Source organism: Desulfobulbus alkaliphilus (genome assembly GCF_016918545.1).
In the GTDB taxonomy this organism is placed as follows: domain Bacteria; phylum Desulfobacterota; class Desulfobulbia; order Desulfobulbales; family Desulfobulbaceae; genus Desulfobulbus; species Desulfobulbus alkaliphilus.
Genome location: NZ_JAFFQC010000002.1, coordinates 202161 through 217709, shown reverse-complemented (window position 1 = coordinate 217709; position 15549 = coordinate 202161). Strand labels below are relative to the sequence as shown.

The 15549-nt window shown below is 56.6% G+C and carries 16 protein-coding genes; 8 read left to right on the top strand and 8 right to left on the bottom strand.

Going from position 1 to position 15549, the window contains the following annotated elements; translation table 11 throughout:
- The first annotated feature begins 63 nt into the window (after positions 1-63).
- Positions 64-2019 (top strand): Clp1/GlmU family protein, encoded by a 1956-nt coding sequence (locus tag JWG43_RS02040; RefSeq protein WP_205241140.1) that lies wholly within the window; start codon positions 64-66, stop codon positions 2017-2019.
- A gap of 51 nt (positions 2020-2070) precedes the next feature.
- On the opposite strand, the gene cydC is transcribed toward JWG43_RS02040, so the two are convergent.
- Positions 2071-3816, bottom strand: coding sequence for a thiol reductant ABC exporter subunit CydC (gene cydC / locus JWG43_RS02035; RefSeq protein ID WP_205241139.1), 1746 nt, complete (start codon positions 3814-3816; stop codon positions 2071-2073).
- Complete coding sequence (cydD, locus tag JWG43_RS02030; protein WP_205241138.1) at positions 3813-5582, bottom strand: thiol reductant ABC exporter subunit CydD; 1770 nt, start codon at positions 5580-5582, stop codon at positions 3813-3815. Before cydD ends, cydC begins: the two co-directional genes overlap by 4 nt.
- 399 nt (positions 5583-5981) lie before the next feature.
- Here cydD and JWG43_RS02025 point away from each other — a divergent pair, with 399 nt between their 5' ends.
- From JWG43_RS02025 to JWG43_RS02005, 5 genes are all read left to right on the top strand, one after another.
- Positions 5982-6422, top strand: coding sequence for a thioredoxin family protein (locus JWG43_RS02025; protein ID WP_205241137.1), 441 nt, complete (start codon positions 5982-5984; stop codon positions 6420-6422).
- Between the two features lie 248 nt (positions 6423-6670).
- Complete coding sequence (locus JWG43_RS02020; RefSeq protein WP_205241136.1) at positions 6671-7279, top strand: hypothetical protein; 609 nt, start codon at positions 6671-6673, stop codon at positions 7277-7279.
- On the top strand, positions 7276-7923 hold the full coding sequence (locus tag JWG43_RS02015; protein ID WP_205241135.1) for a FlgO family outer membrane protein: 648 nt from the start codon (positions 7276-7278) through the stop codon (positions 7921-7923). Before JWG43_RS02020 ends, JWG43_RS02015 begins: the two co-directional genes overlap by 4 nt.
- Positions 7924-8343: 420 nt before the next feature.
- Positions 8344-8826 carry a signal peptidase I gene (lepB, locus tag JWG43_RS02010; RefSeq protein WP_338033215.1) on the top strand — a complete coding sequence of 161 codons (483 nt, stop codon included), beginning with the start codon at positions 8344-8346 and terminating at the stop codon, positions 8824-8826.
- Complete coding sequence (locus JWG43_RS02005) at positions 8820-9317, top strand: hypothetical protein (protein ID WP_205241134.1); 498 nt, start codon at positions 8820-8822, stop codon at positions 9315-9317. The genes lepB and JWG43_RS02005 overlap by 7 nt, the downstream gene beginning before the upstream one ends.
- A gap of 67 nt (positions 9318-9384) precedes the next feature.
- Here JWG43_RS02005 and JWG43_RS02000 read toward each other — a convergent pair whose 3' ends face one another.
- From JWG43_RS02000 to JWG43_RS01990, 3 genes are read right to left on the bottom strand one after another with little or no spacing between them, the layout of a single operon-like run.
- Positions 9385-10305: an AEC family transporter gene (locus JWG43_RS02000; RefSeq protein ID WP_205241133.1), complete on the bottom strand. Its 921-nt coding sequence runs from the start codon at positions 10303-10305 to the stop codon at positions 9385-9387.
- 31 nt (positions 10306-10336) lie between these two features.
- Positions 10337-10642, bottom strand: a complete 306-nt coding sequence (locus tag JWG43_RS01995; protein WP_205241132.1) for a transcriptional regulator — start codon at positions 10640-10642, stop codon at positions 10337-10339.
- A 1-nt stretch (position 10643) separates the two neighbouring features.
- Complete coding sequence (locus tag JWG43_RS01990; protein ID WP_205241131.1) at positions 10644-11288, bottom strand: 3'-5' exonuclease; 645 nt, start codon at positions 11286-11288, stop codon at positions 10644-10646.
- Between the two features lie 178 nt (positions 11289-11466).
- Here JWG43_RS01990 and JWG43_RS01985 point away from each other — a divergent pair, with 178 nt between their 5' ends.
- Both JWG43_RS01985 and JWG43_RS01980 read left to right on the top strand, forming a co-directional pair.
- Positions 11467-11961, top strand: a complete 495-nt coding sequence (locus JWG43_RS01985; RefSeq protein WP_205241130.1) for a C-GCAxxG-C-C family protein — start codon at positions 11467-11469, stop codon at positions 11959-11961.
- 101 nt (positions 11962-12062) lie between these two features.
- Complete coding sequence (locus tag JWG43_RS01980; protein WP_205241129.1) at positions 12063-12917, top strand: hypothetical protein; 855 nt, start codon at positions 12063-12065, stop codon at positions 12915-12917.
- Between the two features lie 339 nt (positions 12918-13256).
- On the opposite strand, the gene thiD is transcribed toward JWG43_RS01980, so the two are convergent.
- Genes thiD through thiM form a run of 3 tightly spaced genes read right to left on the bottom strand, consistent with a single transcriptional unit; the run spans position 13257 to position 15536 of the window.
- The gene (gene thiD / locus JWG43_RS01975; RefSeq protein ID WP_205241128.1) at positions 13257-14081 is read right to left on the bottom strand and encodes a bifunctional hydroxymethylpyrimidine kinase/phosphomethylpyrimidine kinase; all 825 of its coding nucleotides are present in this window, start codon (positions 14079-14081) and stop codon (positions 13257-13259) included.
- Positions 14048-14719: a thiamine phosphate synthase gene (thiE, locus tag JWG43_RS01970; protein WP_205241127.1), complete on the bottom strand. Its 672-nt coding sequence runs from the start codon at positions 14717-14719 to the stop codon at positions 14048-14050. The genes thiD and thiE overlap by 34 nt, the downstream gene beginning before the upstream one ends.
- Positions 14720-14729: 10 nt before the next feature.
- Positions 14730-15536, bottom strand: coding sequence for a hydroxyethylthiazole kinase (gene thiM, locus JWG43_RS01965; protein ID WP_205241126.1), 807 nt, complete (start codon positions 15534-15536; stop codon positions 14730-14732).
- Positions 15537-15549: the final 13 nt, after the last annotated feature.

Here is a 15549-nt window from a genome sequence, read left to right as displayed (position 1 = left end):
GATTTTAAATGGTGAATTTTATGCATTGTGTTGAACTTCTCCACTTATCATGTACCTGAATCCGTGAGCATCAGCAGAGGCACAGCTAAGGATCTGCCGATCCTGGCCTGCGATGCCGTGGGTCTTATTACCCACCTGTTGCAGGATGATCGGCGCGTGCTCCTCTATGGTCCGCCGGGGACGGGCAAATCGACCCTGGCGAAACGTATTGCCGCCGCCCTGGCACAAAAGGGTCGTGAATGCCGGTGTCTGAATGCTGATCCGGGTTCACCGGCTTTTGCTGTTCCCGGTGCGGTCTCACTGGGACTATGGTACCAGCATGCCTGGCAAATCCTGGCCATGGAACCCTTGTGCTCCCTGGATGCGGGCCGATTTCGCCTGCCGTTGATCTCGCTGGTGCGACGGCTGACAGCCCGGGAGTCGACAGGGGTGCTTTTACTCGATAGTCCCGGCGTAGTGCGCGGCGTGGCGGGCCGGGAACTGTTAACCAATCTGGTGGAAGCGGCAAGGGTGGATATTGTTCTCGCCCTCTGCGTGGAAGGTCGGCCATGGTCGTTGTTGGATGAACTCAAGGCCCTGCCTGTCGCGGTCTACCTCGTCACCGCCCCAGCAGGGGCCAAACGGCCTGGGAAACGGGTGCGGGCCCGGGAGCGGACCCGGCTGTGGGACGCGTATCTGCAGTCAGGTTTTGAGCGTTGTCTTGATATATCTGCGCTGCTTTGGTTGGGAACACCACCACCCCTTGATGCAGTGGAGGCCTGGGCGGGTCGGCAAGTGGCGTTTTTTAAAGATCGGCACCTGCTGGCCATGGCAGAGATCCTCGCTGTGCAGGGGACAACCCTGCTGGTGCGCACAACAGCCGAAATTGATGCCGCTGATCGAGCGTTGGTGCGTGATGTCCGGCGTAATGCAGGCGGCATGCTGGAAACGGCTGAACCTTTTGCCTCGGAACAGCTCAGCTATCTGCCATCATCAGATCCCGCCTCTGGTGTGATGGAGCTGGGTGGCCTGCGTATCATGGGCCGAGCGGGTGCGGTGGACTTCGACCTGGTGAACGGTGAATTTGGCGATCCCCTGCTTCATCTGCGCCTGCGTCACCAAGGACGCAGCCTGCTTTTTGACCTGGGTGAGGGCCGACGCCTGCCGGCACGGCTTGCCCATCAGGTCACGGACGTCTTTATCAGTCACGCCCATCTTGATCACATCAGCGGTTTTTCTTGGCTGCTGCGATCACGCATCAACCACCCCAGCCCCTGCCGCCTCTATGGTCCACCGGGATTGGCGATCCATATTCAGGGTTTTATCCAGGGAGTGCTCTGGGACCGGGTCAGGGATCGCGGCCCCAGATTTGAGATCGCCGAACTGCACGGCAACCGCCTGCAACGATATCGCCTGCAGGCTGGGACTGATACCTGTGAACGAATGGAGGACACTGCCGCCAACCAGGGCATTATTCTCAGGGAAACAACTTTTCAAGTGCGGGCGGTCTTTCTGGATCATCATACCCCGGTGCTCGCTTTTGCTCTTGAGCCGGTTCATGAACTCAAAGTCCGAAGGGATCGTCTCCATGCCCGGGGATTAGAACCCGGTCCCTGGCTGAAGGAACTCAAGGCCTGTCTGGCTGCCGGCGAAAGAGGGGTGCTGATAGAACTGCCCGATGGGAGCAAAGAACTTGCCAGCGCTCTGGGTAGTGACCTGATTCTTTTTGCAACCGGCAAGAAACTGGTCTATGCCACTGATCTGGCCGATACCCCTGATAATCGCTGTCGTCTGATCTCTCTGGCCCGTGGCGCGCATACCCTGTTCTGTGAGGCCATGTTCCTCGAGGCCCAGAGAGATCATGCTGCCCGCCACGGCCACCTCACCACCACTGCCTGCGGAGAGATAGCCACCCAAGCCGGCGTTGCCCGTCTGGTCCCTTTTCATTTTTCCCGTCGTTACGAGAACGACCCCATGGCCCTGTACGAAGAAATTGCGATAGTGTGCAGCCGTGTGGTCAAGCCGAAAGCTGCGTCTTGATTCGGGGTTGGGTGGGCAACGTCCCTGCTCCAGGGCAGAAAGCCGGCAGGGTCAGGTGGGCTGCCGGGTTCCGATGAAATGGCGATAGCGCTCGCAGGTATCGAGGAGATCCCGGTGCCTGCCGTGGCAGATGATCCGGCCTCTCTCCATGAAATAGATCTGATCCATCCGCTGCAATGCGGCAACATCATGGGTGATCAGCAGCATGCTTTTCCCCTGGCGATTGGCAAAAAGGGTTTCCATGAAGCGGCGCCGATTGAGGTTGTCAAGGCCCTCGGTCGGTTCATCCAGAAGCCAGACAGGGGCGTTTTTCAAAAGGGCCCGGGCAAGAATCAACCGGCGTGCTTCCCCGCCGGAAAGGCGCGCACCGCCTTCTCCGTTCCAGGTATCAAGTCCTTCCGGCAGTCCGGCGACAAAATCAGCGAGCTGGGCACGGACCAGGGCGGCCCACAGTGCCTTCTCGTCGGCCCCAGGGTCGGCAATCAGCAGGTTGTCACGCAGGGTGGCATTGAAAATATGCGATTTTTGCGAAACCAGGGTCACCATCTGCCGCAGCTGTGCTTCGGTGAACCGGCGCAAATCCGTGCCACCGATGGTGATCCGACCCTGATCCGGATCCCAGAAACGGGTCAGGAGGTGGGCCAGGGTGGTTTTGCCGCAACCGGAAGGTCCCACCAGCGCCACCATCGCATGCGGGGCAAGGCGGAAGGTAACCTGGTGGAGGGCCGTTCCGCCGGTGGTTTCCGGGTAGGTGAAGGTGATTGCGTGGTACATAATGTCGAAGTCAGCCGGCATCGCTGCCGGAGTGGTCTCGAAGGAAACCGTTGCCGGTGCCCGGGTTACCTCCAGGATGCGGTGTGCCGCGGCGTGGATTTTTCCCAGCATCTGATAGGCTGGCGGCAAGGGCAGCACAGCTTCAAAGGCAGCCAGGATCCCGAAAGTAATAAGCGCCAGCATTGCGCCGTCAAACCGGCCCGCTTGGGCCATGGGGATGGCAAGGTAGAGCGCCGCGATCGCGGCGCATCCGCTGAACAGGGTCATCATGGCGGTGCAGAATCCATTGATCCGGGCCATTTCTTCCTGCAAGCTGAGTAATCGATCGTTTTCCTGCAGCCGGAACTGACGATGCCTGTGATGGACGCCATAAACAATCAAATCAGCTGTGCCCTGGATATCTTCAATCAGGTTCATTCTGATGGTGGCCATCTGCTGCTGGATCCGTGCACCGATCCTCCGGGCCAGGCGCTGGGCCAGCAGAGGGATCAGCAGGCCGGCCCCTGCAAAAAATATCAGAAAAACGGCAGCCAGGGCAGGAGCCAGGAGCCACAGGAGAAAACCGGATATTGCCGCAACGCTGCAGGCAGCGATGGTTGGGGACAGAACGCGGACAAACAAGGTGTCCAGGGTGTCGATATCGGTGACGATGCGGCCAAGCAGATCGCCGCTGCGATAGCGATACAGGCTGGCGGGTGCCTGCGGTTCTATTCTGGTGTAGAACCAGATGCGCAGGGAGGAGAGCAGGCGCAGAGTGGTCTCGTGAGCTATGACCCGTTCCGCGTACCGCCCGGCGGTGCGGGCGATAGCAAAGGCACGGATACCGGCACTGGGGGTGAAAATGTCAAACATATAGGCCGAGGCCACGCTCAAGCCGGCAACAGCCGAGGCACTGAGGAACCAGCCGGAAAGGGCCAGCAGGCCGATGTTGGCGAGCAGGGTTAGCAGGGTGAAAAACATGGCCAGCATCACCCAGCCGCGATGGGGCCACAGCAGTTTGATAAAAGGCCACAGAGATTTCATGACGCCGCTTCACCGCTGCTGAAAAAAAGGCCGGCATAGATGCCTTGTGCTGCCAGCAGGTCCTGGTGGCTGCCCACTTCAACTACCGACCCGTTCGCCATGACTGCGATGCGGTCAGCCGCCCGGGCGGTTTCGAGCCGGTGGGTCAACATGATCATGGTTCTTCCCCTGGCCAATTCCTGCAGGGCGGCTGTGATCAGACGCTCATTCTCTCCGTCGAGACTGGCGGTCGGTTCATCGAGAATTACCAGGGACGACTTTCTTGCAAAGGCACGGGCCAGTGCCACTCGCCGTGCCTGACCGCCTGAAAGCAGTTTGCCCTGTTCGCCGACAGCGGTTGCCAACCCTGAAGTAAGGTCCTGGGCAAAGTCATCCACCTGTGCCGCCCGGGCGGCAGTGATAATCTGCTCCTGAGTCAAATGGGGATCTCCCATGGTAATATTATCCGCCACTGTCCCATGAAACAGCGTGGGCTGCTGGGGGACCCAGGCAAGATGGCGGAGCCAGTCCGCTGTATTGAGGCTGGTCAGTGGTTGACCATTGACTTCGATGCTCCCCTGTTGCAGAGGCAGAAAGCGAAGCAGCAGATGCATCAGGGTGGTTTTCCCGGCACCGCTGGCACCGACAATCGCCAGCCATTCGCCGGCCTTGATGTGCAGGTTGAGGTCATTGAGAGCAGGTCGCTGGCCATGGGAGAAACTGTGGGAGACATGGCGCAGGTCAAGACTGATGCCGTCGTTGACGAGCAGGGATCTGCCCTTATCTTGTTCAGATGGCGGCAGTGGCTGATGGAGGATGGAACTGATTTCCGCCGCCGCCCCCAGTGCTTCGGCCCGAGCATGGTAGTGGTTGCCGAGTTCTCGCAGCGGCAGAAACAGTTCCGGGGCCAACAGGAGCAGGAAAAGACCGGTCTGCAGGGTCAGAGGACGGGAGTAGAGGCCGAAATCGAAATAATGCAGATAGGAGAGACCAAGAAAGACTGCTGTCATGGCCAGGGCGACGCAGGTTAGGAATTCAAGAATCGCAGAAGAGAGAAAGGCCACCCGCAGTACGGTCATGGTCCCCCGGCGGTACCGTTCCGAGGATGTGGCAAGGCGTTCTGTTTCCTTTGTGGAACGCTGAAAGAGTTTCAGCGTAGTCAGGCCCTGGAGGGTATCCAGAAAATGGGCGCTCATGCGGGAGAGGAGTTGAAAATTTTTCTGGTTCAACTTCTCGGCACCCCGGCCGATCATAATCATGAATAAAGGGACCAGGGGGGCGGTGATCAGAAAGATCAGGCCCACCACCCAACTGATGGCAAGGGCCGTGAGGCCGATCATGAGCGGTACGATCAACGCCAGGGGTTTCTGGGGGAGATATTGGGCAAAATATCCGTGCAGGCCCTCCACCCGTTCCACCAGGGTGCTGGTCAGCGGGGCGGTCTGTGTATCCCGGATGTACATTGGCCCCAGGGCCTGGACATGCTTGAGCAGTTTTCGGCGGACAGTTCTCCGGACCAGGGTCGAGGCCTTTTGTCCGCAGATTTCCCGGACCCAGGTCAGCAGGGCTCGCACACCAAGAACAACCAGGAGCATGAGAAAGAAGGGATGCAGCGCTTCCCGCGGCGCGGCATCGATACAGGCGGCATGGATGATGTGGGCCAGGAGCCCTGCCTGTATGATGATACATGCCCCGGAAACGCTGCCCAGGACGACCGTGAGGGAGATCCAGGGGCGGCAGCGGTGATGCAGGGATTGCAGCCAGGTAAGAGAGGTTGACGGCGGCAAGGATTGATCCTTTATTGATGAATTTTAACAGCGGCAGTATTGTACAGGGGAATAGGTTGCCGGTCAACGAAGCCGAGTACCTTGGGCAGGGGAAGGAGTCCATGGTCCGGACAAAGTGCCGGAGTCCGAAGCGGAAGTCCGGTGCGGCCGAGTGCCCGGGCTTTGTTGCACCATGCCGAATTTCAGGGGCAAAAAAAACTGGATCCGCGAGCATTCGTCCGCACGCCCCGAAGGGCGGCTGGTGGAGGTTATTATCAAGGATTCCACTGCAATTATAAGCTGATTACAGCAAGATATTATATCCAAAACAAGAGCCCAGTCGTCACGGGTTCAGGAAAAAATCTGGTCCACGGTGACCGTTGAACAACTGATTGATGAGCGCACAAGGTGAGGTAGATAATGAGCATGTTGATGATCTGTCCCGGATGCGGGGTTAAAAACAGAATTCCGACGGAAAAAAAGCACCTTTCCCCCAAATGTGGTCGATGTGGGACATCACTGGCCGGGGCCCCGATTTCCGGAATTGTCAACCCGCTGACCGATGCGCAGTTTCAGCAGCGGGTCGAACAGTCTGCCATGCCGGTCCTGGTGGACATGTATGCACCGACCTGCGGGCCCTGCCAGATGATCGCACCGGTGATCGCTGAACTGGCCGAGGCTTTTGCCGGCCGGCTGATGGTTTATAAACTCGATACCTCCAGTCAGGGGATGACGGCAAGCCGCCTGCGGATTCGAGGGGTGCCGACTCTTTTGTTTTATAAAAATGGTGTGATGGTGGATCAATTGGTGGGGGCCGCACCGCAGGCCCAGATCGAGGCGCGGATCAAGACGATACTTTGACAGTCCTGAATCCGTCACGGATTCAGGACAGTGTCATGACCTCAGTTGTGAAGTTGGCGGAAAAACCCTATAGTTTCAGCGGTACACAACCGAAAAGTCAACAGAACTCTTCTGTCTTATTTTTACCTTTCGGAGGTGCGATGCGCAACCGCCTGTTTCTGATTCTACCGGGGATCATGCTTTGTCTTGTGTCAGCCTGCATTCGCCTCCCGCAGCCGCAGGGATTTTTCTATTCAGAGCAGCGCAAAATGCAGGCCGCTCATCATTGGAATGTGCTGGCCAATGATGTCGCCAGTCGGATCAATTCCGAATTAATCCGACAGAATTATATCGATACAGCGGTCTATGTCCGCCACAGTTGCAGCGCCCCCGATGCCTGCGGTCCCGGCGACACCTTTCCCTTTGATGAAGGGTTCAACGATCTGCTCACCACGCAATTGGTTAATTTCGGTGTCAAGACCCTGGTCAGGGAGGATGATGGGTTGATTGTCGACTACAAGGTGCAGCTGATCCAGCACCGGGCCAATCGTCGTCAGTGGCCGCAACCCGGCGTGCTTACCGCCCTTACGGCCGGTATTCTGGTATTCCGGGATGCTCCCTGGGAAATCTCCACCCTGGCTGCCGCCGCCACGGTCGATGCCTTGAATGCTGTTTCGGTGACCCATGGGCATTTTGAAATCGTTATCACCACCTCGATTGTTGATGGTAACAGATATGTGATGCGTACTTCGGACCTTTATTATATTAATGATGTCGACTTCTGGCAGTATCAGCAGCCGAAGCCAGCGACCGAAGTGGGTCTGGTCAGCCGAAGCGTTCATTCCCCGGCTTTCGAGGATATCGAGGAGGCGCCATGAGCAGATCCGTTCCGTTCCTGTCAACCGGTCTGCCCTTGTCCCTTGTCCTGCTCCTCCTCACTGCCTGCAGTCATCTCAATGGCACCCGGTTGGAACCGGTCCTCGGCGCGGATGTCAATCTGGTGAAACTGGGTGATCGGGTTGCCAACGTGCTGATTACCCGTTCCTATCCTCCGCTTTTTCCTCAACAGGCCAATCAGCCGATCCTGGTGACGACCTTGGTCAACAATGACAATCTTGACGACACCTCGAGTTTTGGCCGCAGTTTTCAGAACAATGTCACCGCCGGTTTTGTCCGCCGCGGCTATGCGGTCAGGGAAATCAAACTGCGGCGGGATCTACTGGTTGAGACCCACCGGGGCGAATTCATGCTTACCCGCGAGCTGCGCGAACTGGCAACCAGGGAGCAGGCCCAGGCCATTGTTGTTGGCACATATACCATGACCAATCGGGTCATGTATCTCTCGGTCCGGCTGGTTGATCCAGAGGAACGCGGTATCCGGTCAGTGTATGAGGATAGACTCTATCTCGATGCCAACACCTTGGGAATGCTTGGCCTCAGGTTCGATCACCGGACGACCGACGCTGCCTCTGAACAGGTTCGTCCCCCTTCACCGTCCATTCTTAATCGGATTCTGTATTAGTCTGCTCCTGGGACCAGCAGTCAAGGGCCGCAGGGAATGCTTGCTGCACCAAAGGATGAAGGGCCAGGATTCCACAGGAGTTTGGCTTTCGTCTCGAAGCATCGCATGTCATCGAAGGATATGGCTGTCTTGATGACCATGCGTACCCTGACCCTGAATCCGTGACGGCTGGACGCTTCTTTTGGATATATATTGCTGTAATCATAATATAATTGCAGCTAAACCCTTGAAAAAATCTTTCACCAGCCGTCCTTCGGAGCATCCGTCCGTACGCCATCTTCATTGCCCGTAACCGTCCGATAAAGTGTACTTTAATCGAACGGTCACGAACAACGAAGCTGACGCAAGGACGAACGCTCACGGATTCAGGCTGATATAAAAAAGTGAGATAATGGTGTCTGGAGAATAGGCTTGAACTGGGTGAAAAGTTTTTTTCTGCCAAAAATAACCCGGGGCTTTGTCCTTCGCCTTCTGGTTGTCACCGCGACAGCATTCCTGATTTTTTCTCAAGTGCTCATACCGCTGCGCATCAATGGCCACAGCATGGAACCGACGTATCGGGATGGTGGATTTACGTTCTGCTGGCGGTTTCGTTATCTGTTGACGGAACCCGCCCACGGTGACGTGGTGGTCATTCGTTTCTCCGGGCGCCGAGTGGTTCTTCTCAAAAGGGTGGTGGCCCTGGCCGGGGAAACCGTGGAGTTTCGTTCTGGTGTTTTGTTTGTCAATGGTCAGCCCGTTGATGAACCCTACGTCCAGTCTGCCTCGGACTGGCAATTAGCGCCCCGGGTGGTCGAACCGGGAAAGGTCTATGTGGTGGGGGACAATCGCGGAGTTGCCATGGAGCGGCATCATTTCGGCCAGGTTGATCGGCAACGAATTCTCGGAGGTGTAGTGTGGTAACGACAAAAAATGCAGGTATCCTCCTGCTGGTCCTCTTGGCAGTCGTTTTTGCCTTGTTTCGACTCCTGCCCAGTGATGAAAAAGCGATACGTAAGCAGCTGACTGTTTTTGCCCAGAACGCTTCGAAAAAAGCGGACGAAAAGCCGGTTGAAGGGCTGAGAAAATCACGTCGAATTGCCGACCTCTTCAATGATCCCTGCCGGATCTCTGTCGAAGCGGTTGATTTTACCGGCACTTTCAGCCGTCAGCAGATCATGGACCGTATTCTTATGGTGCGTGCTACGTTTAACGCGGTGACCGTGAAGCTCCATGATATATCGATCCAGGTATCCGAGGAAAACTCAGCCGATGTCCGGATGACGCTTCGCCTGAGCGGCCAACGTCAGGATCATGCCGTTGCCGATGTGCAGGAAATTTCGGCAACTCTGGAAAAAATCGACGGGGACTGGCTTTTCACCAGCGTCCGTGTCGTCGAGGTGTTGAGCAGGTGAGTCAGTGAGTCGGCGGCAAACGGTTCCAGTTCGTAAGTCACCCTGGATCCGTGAACGTTCACCCGGATCATACGGTCAGCAGCAGGATCAAGGACATGGAGATGAATGACAGGAAGGTGGAGACAATGATAACCGCGGAGGCCAGTTCGGTGTCGGAATGGAGCTGTGAGGAGAGGATATAGATGGCTGTTGAGGTGGGCAGGGTGAAAAAAAGCATGCTGACCTTCCATGCCAGTCCGGTCACATTGAGTATCCAGAGGAAGAAAAGCCCGAGCAGCGGCAGCAGCGCCAGTTTGAAAAGCGCTGCAATCATGGCTAACCCCATGTTGTTCCGAAGACTGACAAAGGTGAGGCTGCCGCCGATGGAAAACAGGGCAAGGGGCAGGGTCACCTGGGACATCAACCTGAGCGTGTTGTCGAGGTACACAGGAAATCCGCCCACCAGATGAGCATAGAGCATCCCAGCGAAGCAGGCGATGATCAGCGGGTTGGCCACCAGATGCCTGCCGGTGGTGAGCAGGCGGTTGTCGTTGCCGCGGCTATCCGCGCTGAACCAGATAAGCACGGACACCACCAGGATATTGATCAGCGGAATGATCAGGCCCACCAGAATACCGTATAATTGGGTTCCGGCCACCCCATAGGCATTGATGACCACGGCCATACCAATATAGGTGTTGAAACGGTAACATCCCTGGTTGAAGGAACCAGCCTGGAAACGGGAGACTGGCCACAGGCGAATGAATAGCAGGCTGAACCCGCAGAGACTCAGCACCGCCAGAGCGACGGCCAGCAGGTAGTGCCAGCCGCCATCAAACTGAAGTGGCGCCGCGCCGATTTTCCAGAAAAGCATGACCGGAAAAAAGACAAAATAGACCAGCCGGTCCGAGGTGCGAAAAAAGTTGGTGTCGGTAAGCCGCCAGTACCTGACCGCGGCACCGAACAGAATCAGGGCCAGGACCGGGAACAAAGCGTTGAGCAGGATCATGGTTGTCTCGGCCCGGTTGGGGAGAAATAGTTCAGCGGACCGTGTAGCGGGGCCGCCGGATACGGGTCTTCTTGCACCTGGGGCAGCGGCTTGGAGGGTTCAGCCGCTTGCGATTGGTAAAAAGGAATCCGCAGTTCAGGCACAACGAGGGTTCGATCACTAATTGCTGACCACTGGCTTTCAATGTACGTTCGATGTGGCGCAGATGTGAGTAAATTTCGTTTTCGCTCTGGTGGAGTTCCTGGGAGAGATCACGGGCGCCGTACCTGCCATTGGTCAGCAGTTCAATCATCTGTTTACGGATGGTCTGGGATGATGTTGTCCTCAAGGATGTCATGTTACCCTGCCCTGTTAAGGTGATCTTGTCGTTGACGGCAATATTTCTCCAGATAGTGCTCCACCCTGGTCCGGCTGATTCGGCTCAGGTGCTGCATCAGAGCAAAAGGGATGGCGTCCAGTTTATAGCGTTCGCGGAGCAGCTCGGTCATGGTCATCCACAGACGGCCGGTCATCTCGGCATCGGCCAGGGCTCGGTGAAAAATGCCGCTGGTGGGGATGCCGCAATAGTGGACCAGGGTGGCGAGTTTGTGGTTAGGTGCCTCCGGCAGGATTCGGCGCGCCATCAGAACGGTACATGCCATGGGGTTGTCCCGGCTTCTACCGATCAGGGCCAGTTCGGCATCGAGGAATCTGCGATCAAAGGCGGCATTGTGGGCAATCAGCGGGGTGTCGCCGATCCAGTCGGCAAACCGGGTCATAACCTCCTCACAGGGTGGGGCCTGCGCTATCTGCTGGTTGCTGATCCCGGTCAGAGATTCAATAAACCAGCCGATGGGAAAACCTGGATTCATCAGTTCCTGGAAGTGGTCCATAATTCGATTTCCTTCCAGGCGTACCGCACCCACCTCGATCGGTCGGTCTCCAAGCCCGGGGGAGTGACCGCTGGTTTCAAAATCCAAGACAATGACGGTGGAGGAAGACATGAGCTCTGATCCGGATGTACCAGGGATGGATGAGCGGTTTCGATCTCAGGCTGGGAGCTGACAATCGGTTTGGCCGGATTTTCAGGTTAGAATCGCAATGCAGGGTACCGATGAATCGGTTACAATGCCAAATGACGGTACTCTATTTCACCTTCAAACTCAATGCATGGAGGAAATAATGCGTCCGGATGAAATGCAGGAAAAAGCGGTTGATCTCTTTCTGAAGCGAATGCACTGCAGTCAGGCCATAGTCTTGGTCGGTCAGGAGAAGCTGGGTGTTGCTGCTCCCTCGGTCATTAAGGCCATGGGTGCTTTTGGGGGCGGCATTGGTGGGACCGGTTATATCTGCGGCGCTCTTGTCGGAGCGGCCGGTGTCATTGGCAGCCTGTATAGCCGCAGCAGCCTGGAGGAAAAGGAAAACCCCCGAATGTGGGCAGCCACCAAGAAGGTTGTGAAAAATTTCGAGGAGCTTTCTGCCCCCTACGGTGGGGTCAATTGTGCGCAGATCGCCCAGGTCGATTGGATGGAGCGGGACCAGGTCAAGGATTTTTACACCAACCCCGACAGCCGCCGGCAACATTGTATCCGGGTCGTCGGCGAGACCGCCCGGGCGCTGGGTGAGTTGCTGGAGCAGGAAGCCGCAAAAATGGCTGAAAAAAACGAAGCAAAATAATCGGCTCTGGCGGCCAACTCATTCATGAGCCGCCATGGCAAGCTCTCCATGGGCAGTCTTTCAAGGCTGCCTTTTTTTTTGGAAAGAGGATCGGAAACAGTATGGAACTGCTTAATTTTTCCACCGCGGAAACAGCGCGGTTCAATAAGGCCCTGACCTTTGTCAACAGCAAGGAAATTGATATTGATCTGCTGGCGCCAGCAACCCTGATCGTTAAAACTGAAAATTATGAGGATGAATGTGAGCAACTGACGCCATATTATGCCTGTCTTGGTGTGGAAAACTGGAACGCCCGGATGGTGTACAATCCGGTCAGGGGCGGCAATCATAAAATCCTGGTCAACAAGGGGGCAATCAGCGGTCTTTCCTATATCCACAGCATGGTGACCGAGCTGGTGCATCTTGTCAATTTCAGTCGCTATGGGGCTGATCATGGCAATGTCTATCGATTCGATCCGGAGATGGCCATAGGGCAGTATTATTATGAATTTCTCCTGTGGACCAAATTTCAGGCCATGAAAATAGCCACCCGTGCCCATGCCCTGCTCTCCTGGCATGAGGTCAACGGCGACGACCCGCCGGCAGATGGATGCTACCGGTTTGCCGCTGTTGATCTGGCCAGTACCGGATTGATCGAAAGCCTGGAACGAATGCGGCAAGCTGCGGATATCGCTGTCTGGCGGGAAGGTTTGTGGACCGTGCTGGAGGAGATGGTCTTGTATTTCGGCCGATTGACCTTTTATCAACAGGAGCCCAGGCCCTGGGAAGTGGATGAGCGTTTTCCTCAGGCAGGTATCGAGGAGGTGGTTGGTCTGGAGAACAGTCTGATTTTCTATGCGCTGCTGCAGCAGACAGGAGAGTATGATCAGTGGTTGGAACAGAAAGGGAATTTCCGCAAGGTTATCGTGGCTATGCAGGAGCAAGGCAGGCAATTATTCAAAGCAACCGGAGACTGAAGTCCCGGCTCACGGCCTTTCCTGTATCCTGAATCCGTGACGGCTGGACGCTTGTTTTGGATATATCTTGCTGTACTCATCTTACGATTGCAGCAGAATCCTTGACAATACCCTTCACCAGCCACCCTTCGGGTTGTCCGTCCGCACGCCACCTTCATTGCCCGTACCCGTCCGATAAAGATTCCTTTCATCAAGCGGTTGCAGACAATAAAGCTGACGCACGGAAGAACACTGACGAATCCAGGCGCTTATGAAGTGCTGGCGAAAGATCGCTCTCTGATGAGTGACAACAACTCCACCGATGCGCCTGGTGAGCGGCAATGCGTCTCCTCTCTCTTGTCAACCAGAAGTTACGAAAAAATGGTGCACCGGGCCATTGCCTTTGCCAATTTCATATTCCGCCCCGGCAAGGATGGCGCCGGTGATGTACTCCTTGGCCATACGGACGGCGGCTTCCATGTCTTCGCCCCAGGCCAGAAAGGAGGCGATAGCCGAGGAGAGGGTACAGCCGGTGCCGTGGTTGTTTTTAGTGGAGATCCTATATTCGGGCAGAATGATCAGCCGGTCATCAGCAACGAGATAGAGATAATCAGTGCTGGTTTGTGACTCCATGTGCCCACCCTTGATGAGGACACTGCCGCACCCCAGCTTTCCCAGGTCGATGGCCGCACTTTCAATGGCCACAGGAATTGAGGTGTCGATTTCCCGGTTGAGCAGCAGGGCTGCTTCCGGCAGGTTTGGCGTTATCAGGTCGACCAGAGGCATGAGTTCCTCTTTCAAGGCCTCGACAGCCTCGTCCTGGAGGAGTTTGTCGCCACTCTGGGCGATCATCACCGGATCGAGTACGATGTTGCGAACCGAGAATTTCCGCAGCCCCTCGGCCACGGTGCGGATTAATTCCGGAGAATACAGCATGCCGATCTTGACCGCGTCGGTTCCGATGTCAGAGAGGACCGCTTCCATTTGCGCGGTTACGAAATCTACTGGGACCGGGTGGATGGCGCTGACGCCAAGGGTGTTCTGGGCCGTGAGAGCGGTAATGACGCTCGTGCCATAGCAACTGTTGGCGGCAATGGTTTTCAGATCTGCCTGGATACCGGCGCCGCCACCGCTGTCCGATCCGGCAATGGTCAACACCCGGCAGTATTTTTTTTGTTCGTCCATGCATGCTCCTTTGTTCGTGCGGATTGAATCTGTTGTCTAAGGGCCTTGGCTGCGCTCCGTGGGCATGGAGCGGAGACTATGGCGGAAACTACTGCCACGCCGTCGGCTCCGGCGCGGATTAAGTCGGCGGTATTTTCCGGATGAATGCCGCCAATGCCCACCAGGGGCAAAGTCACGGCGGCGCGAATGGCACGGAGACCTTCCAGACCAAGCGCCGGGGCAGTGTCGTGTTTCGTAGGGGTTACGAAAATTGGACTGACACCGATATAGTCGGCACCTTCCGCTTCGGCATGCAGGGCATCATGCACCGATTCCACCGAAATACCAATGATCATGGAGGTGCCGGCCAACCGGCGGGCATCGCGGATGTGCATGTCGTTCTGGCCAAGGTGGACACCGTCGGCATTGACGGCCAGGGCCACGTCAACCCGGTCGTTGATGATCAGGGGGATGCCGACGCCGGTCAGGATGGTTTTGAGGGCTCTGGCCTCTTCAATAAATTCCCGGATGGGCCGATTTTTCTCCCGCAGTTGCACACAGGTCGCTCCACCGGCAATGGCGGCTCGGACGATATCGGGTGTTGACCGGCCCCGGGCCAAACCTCTGTCGGTGACCAGATAAAGAGAATAATCAAACATTTCTCTTATCTCATGCCGTGCTGATGCGACAGCGCTCCAGCATCTCTTCAGGGGTGAGGTTATGGAGGGCATCAAGCAGATGGATCATGAAGGTCCCGGTGCCGGATGCGGTGGCGCCAGCCGTTTCACCGGCAACCGCGAAGAAAGCCAGCGCGGTGGTGGCGGCGGAAACGGAATCACTGTCAACAGCGTGGAATGCCGCAACCAGGGCAGTGGCGGAACAACCGGCTCCGGTGACGGAGGGCATCAGGCTGTGGCCTCCTGAAATGGTCAGGGTCCGGTCACCGTCGGTGACGAGATCAATGGGACCGGTGATAGCCAGGGTGACACCGAGTTCACAGGCCAGTTGACCGGCCACGGCAGCGGCTTCTGTCACTGAATGCGTGGTGTCCACCCCTTTGGTGGTGGAATTCTCGCCGGCAAGGGCCAGGATTTCCGAAGCATTGCCACGTATCACCCGCACCTTGGTTTCGGCCAGTATGGATCTGGCTGCACTGGTGCGAAGGGCGGTGGCCCCGGCACCCACCGGATCAAGGATGATGGGGATGTTCAACTCAGTGGCCCGACGTCCGGCCTTCAGCATGGCCGACACCCAGGTATCGGTAAGGGTGCCGATGTTGAGCACCAGCGCCCCGGCCAATGCGACCATTTCTTCGACCTCGTTTTCGGCATGGGCCATGACCGGAGAAGCACCGCTGGCAAGAAGAACATTAGCGGTGTAGTTCATCACCACGAAGTTAGTGATGTTGTGGATCAATGGTTTCCTTGTCCTGATACTGCGCAGGTTTTCAGCTGCTTTTCGGGCCAGTGTGGACATTGGACTCCCTCTG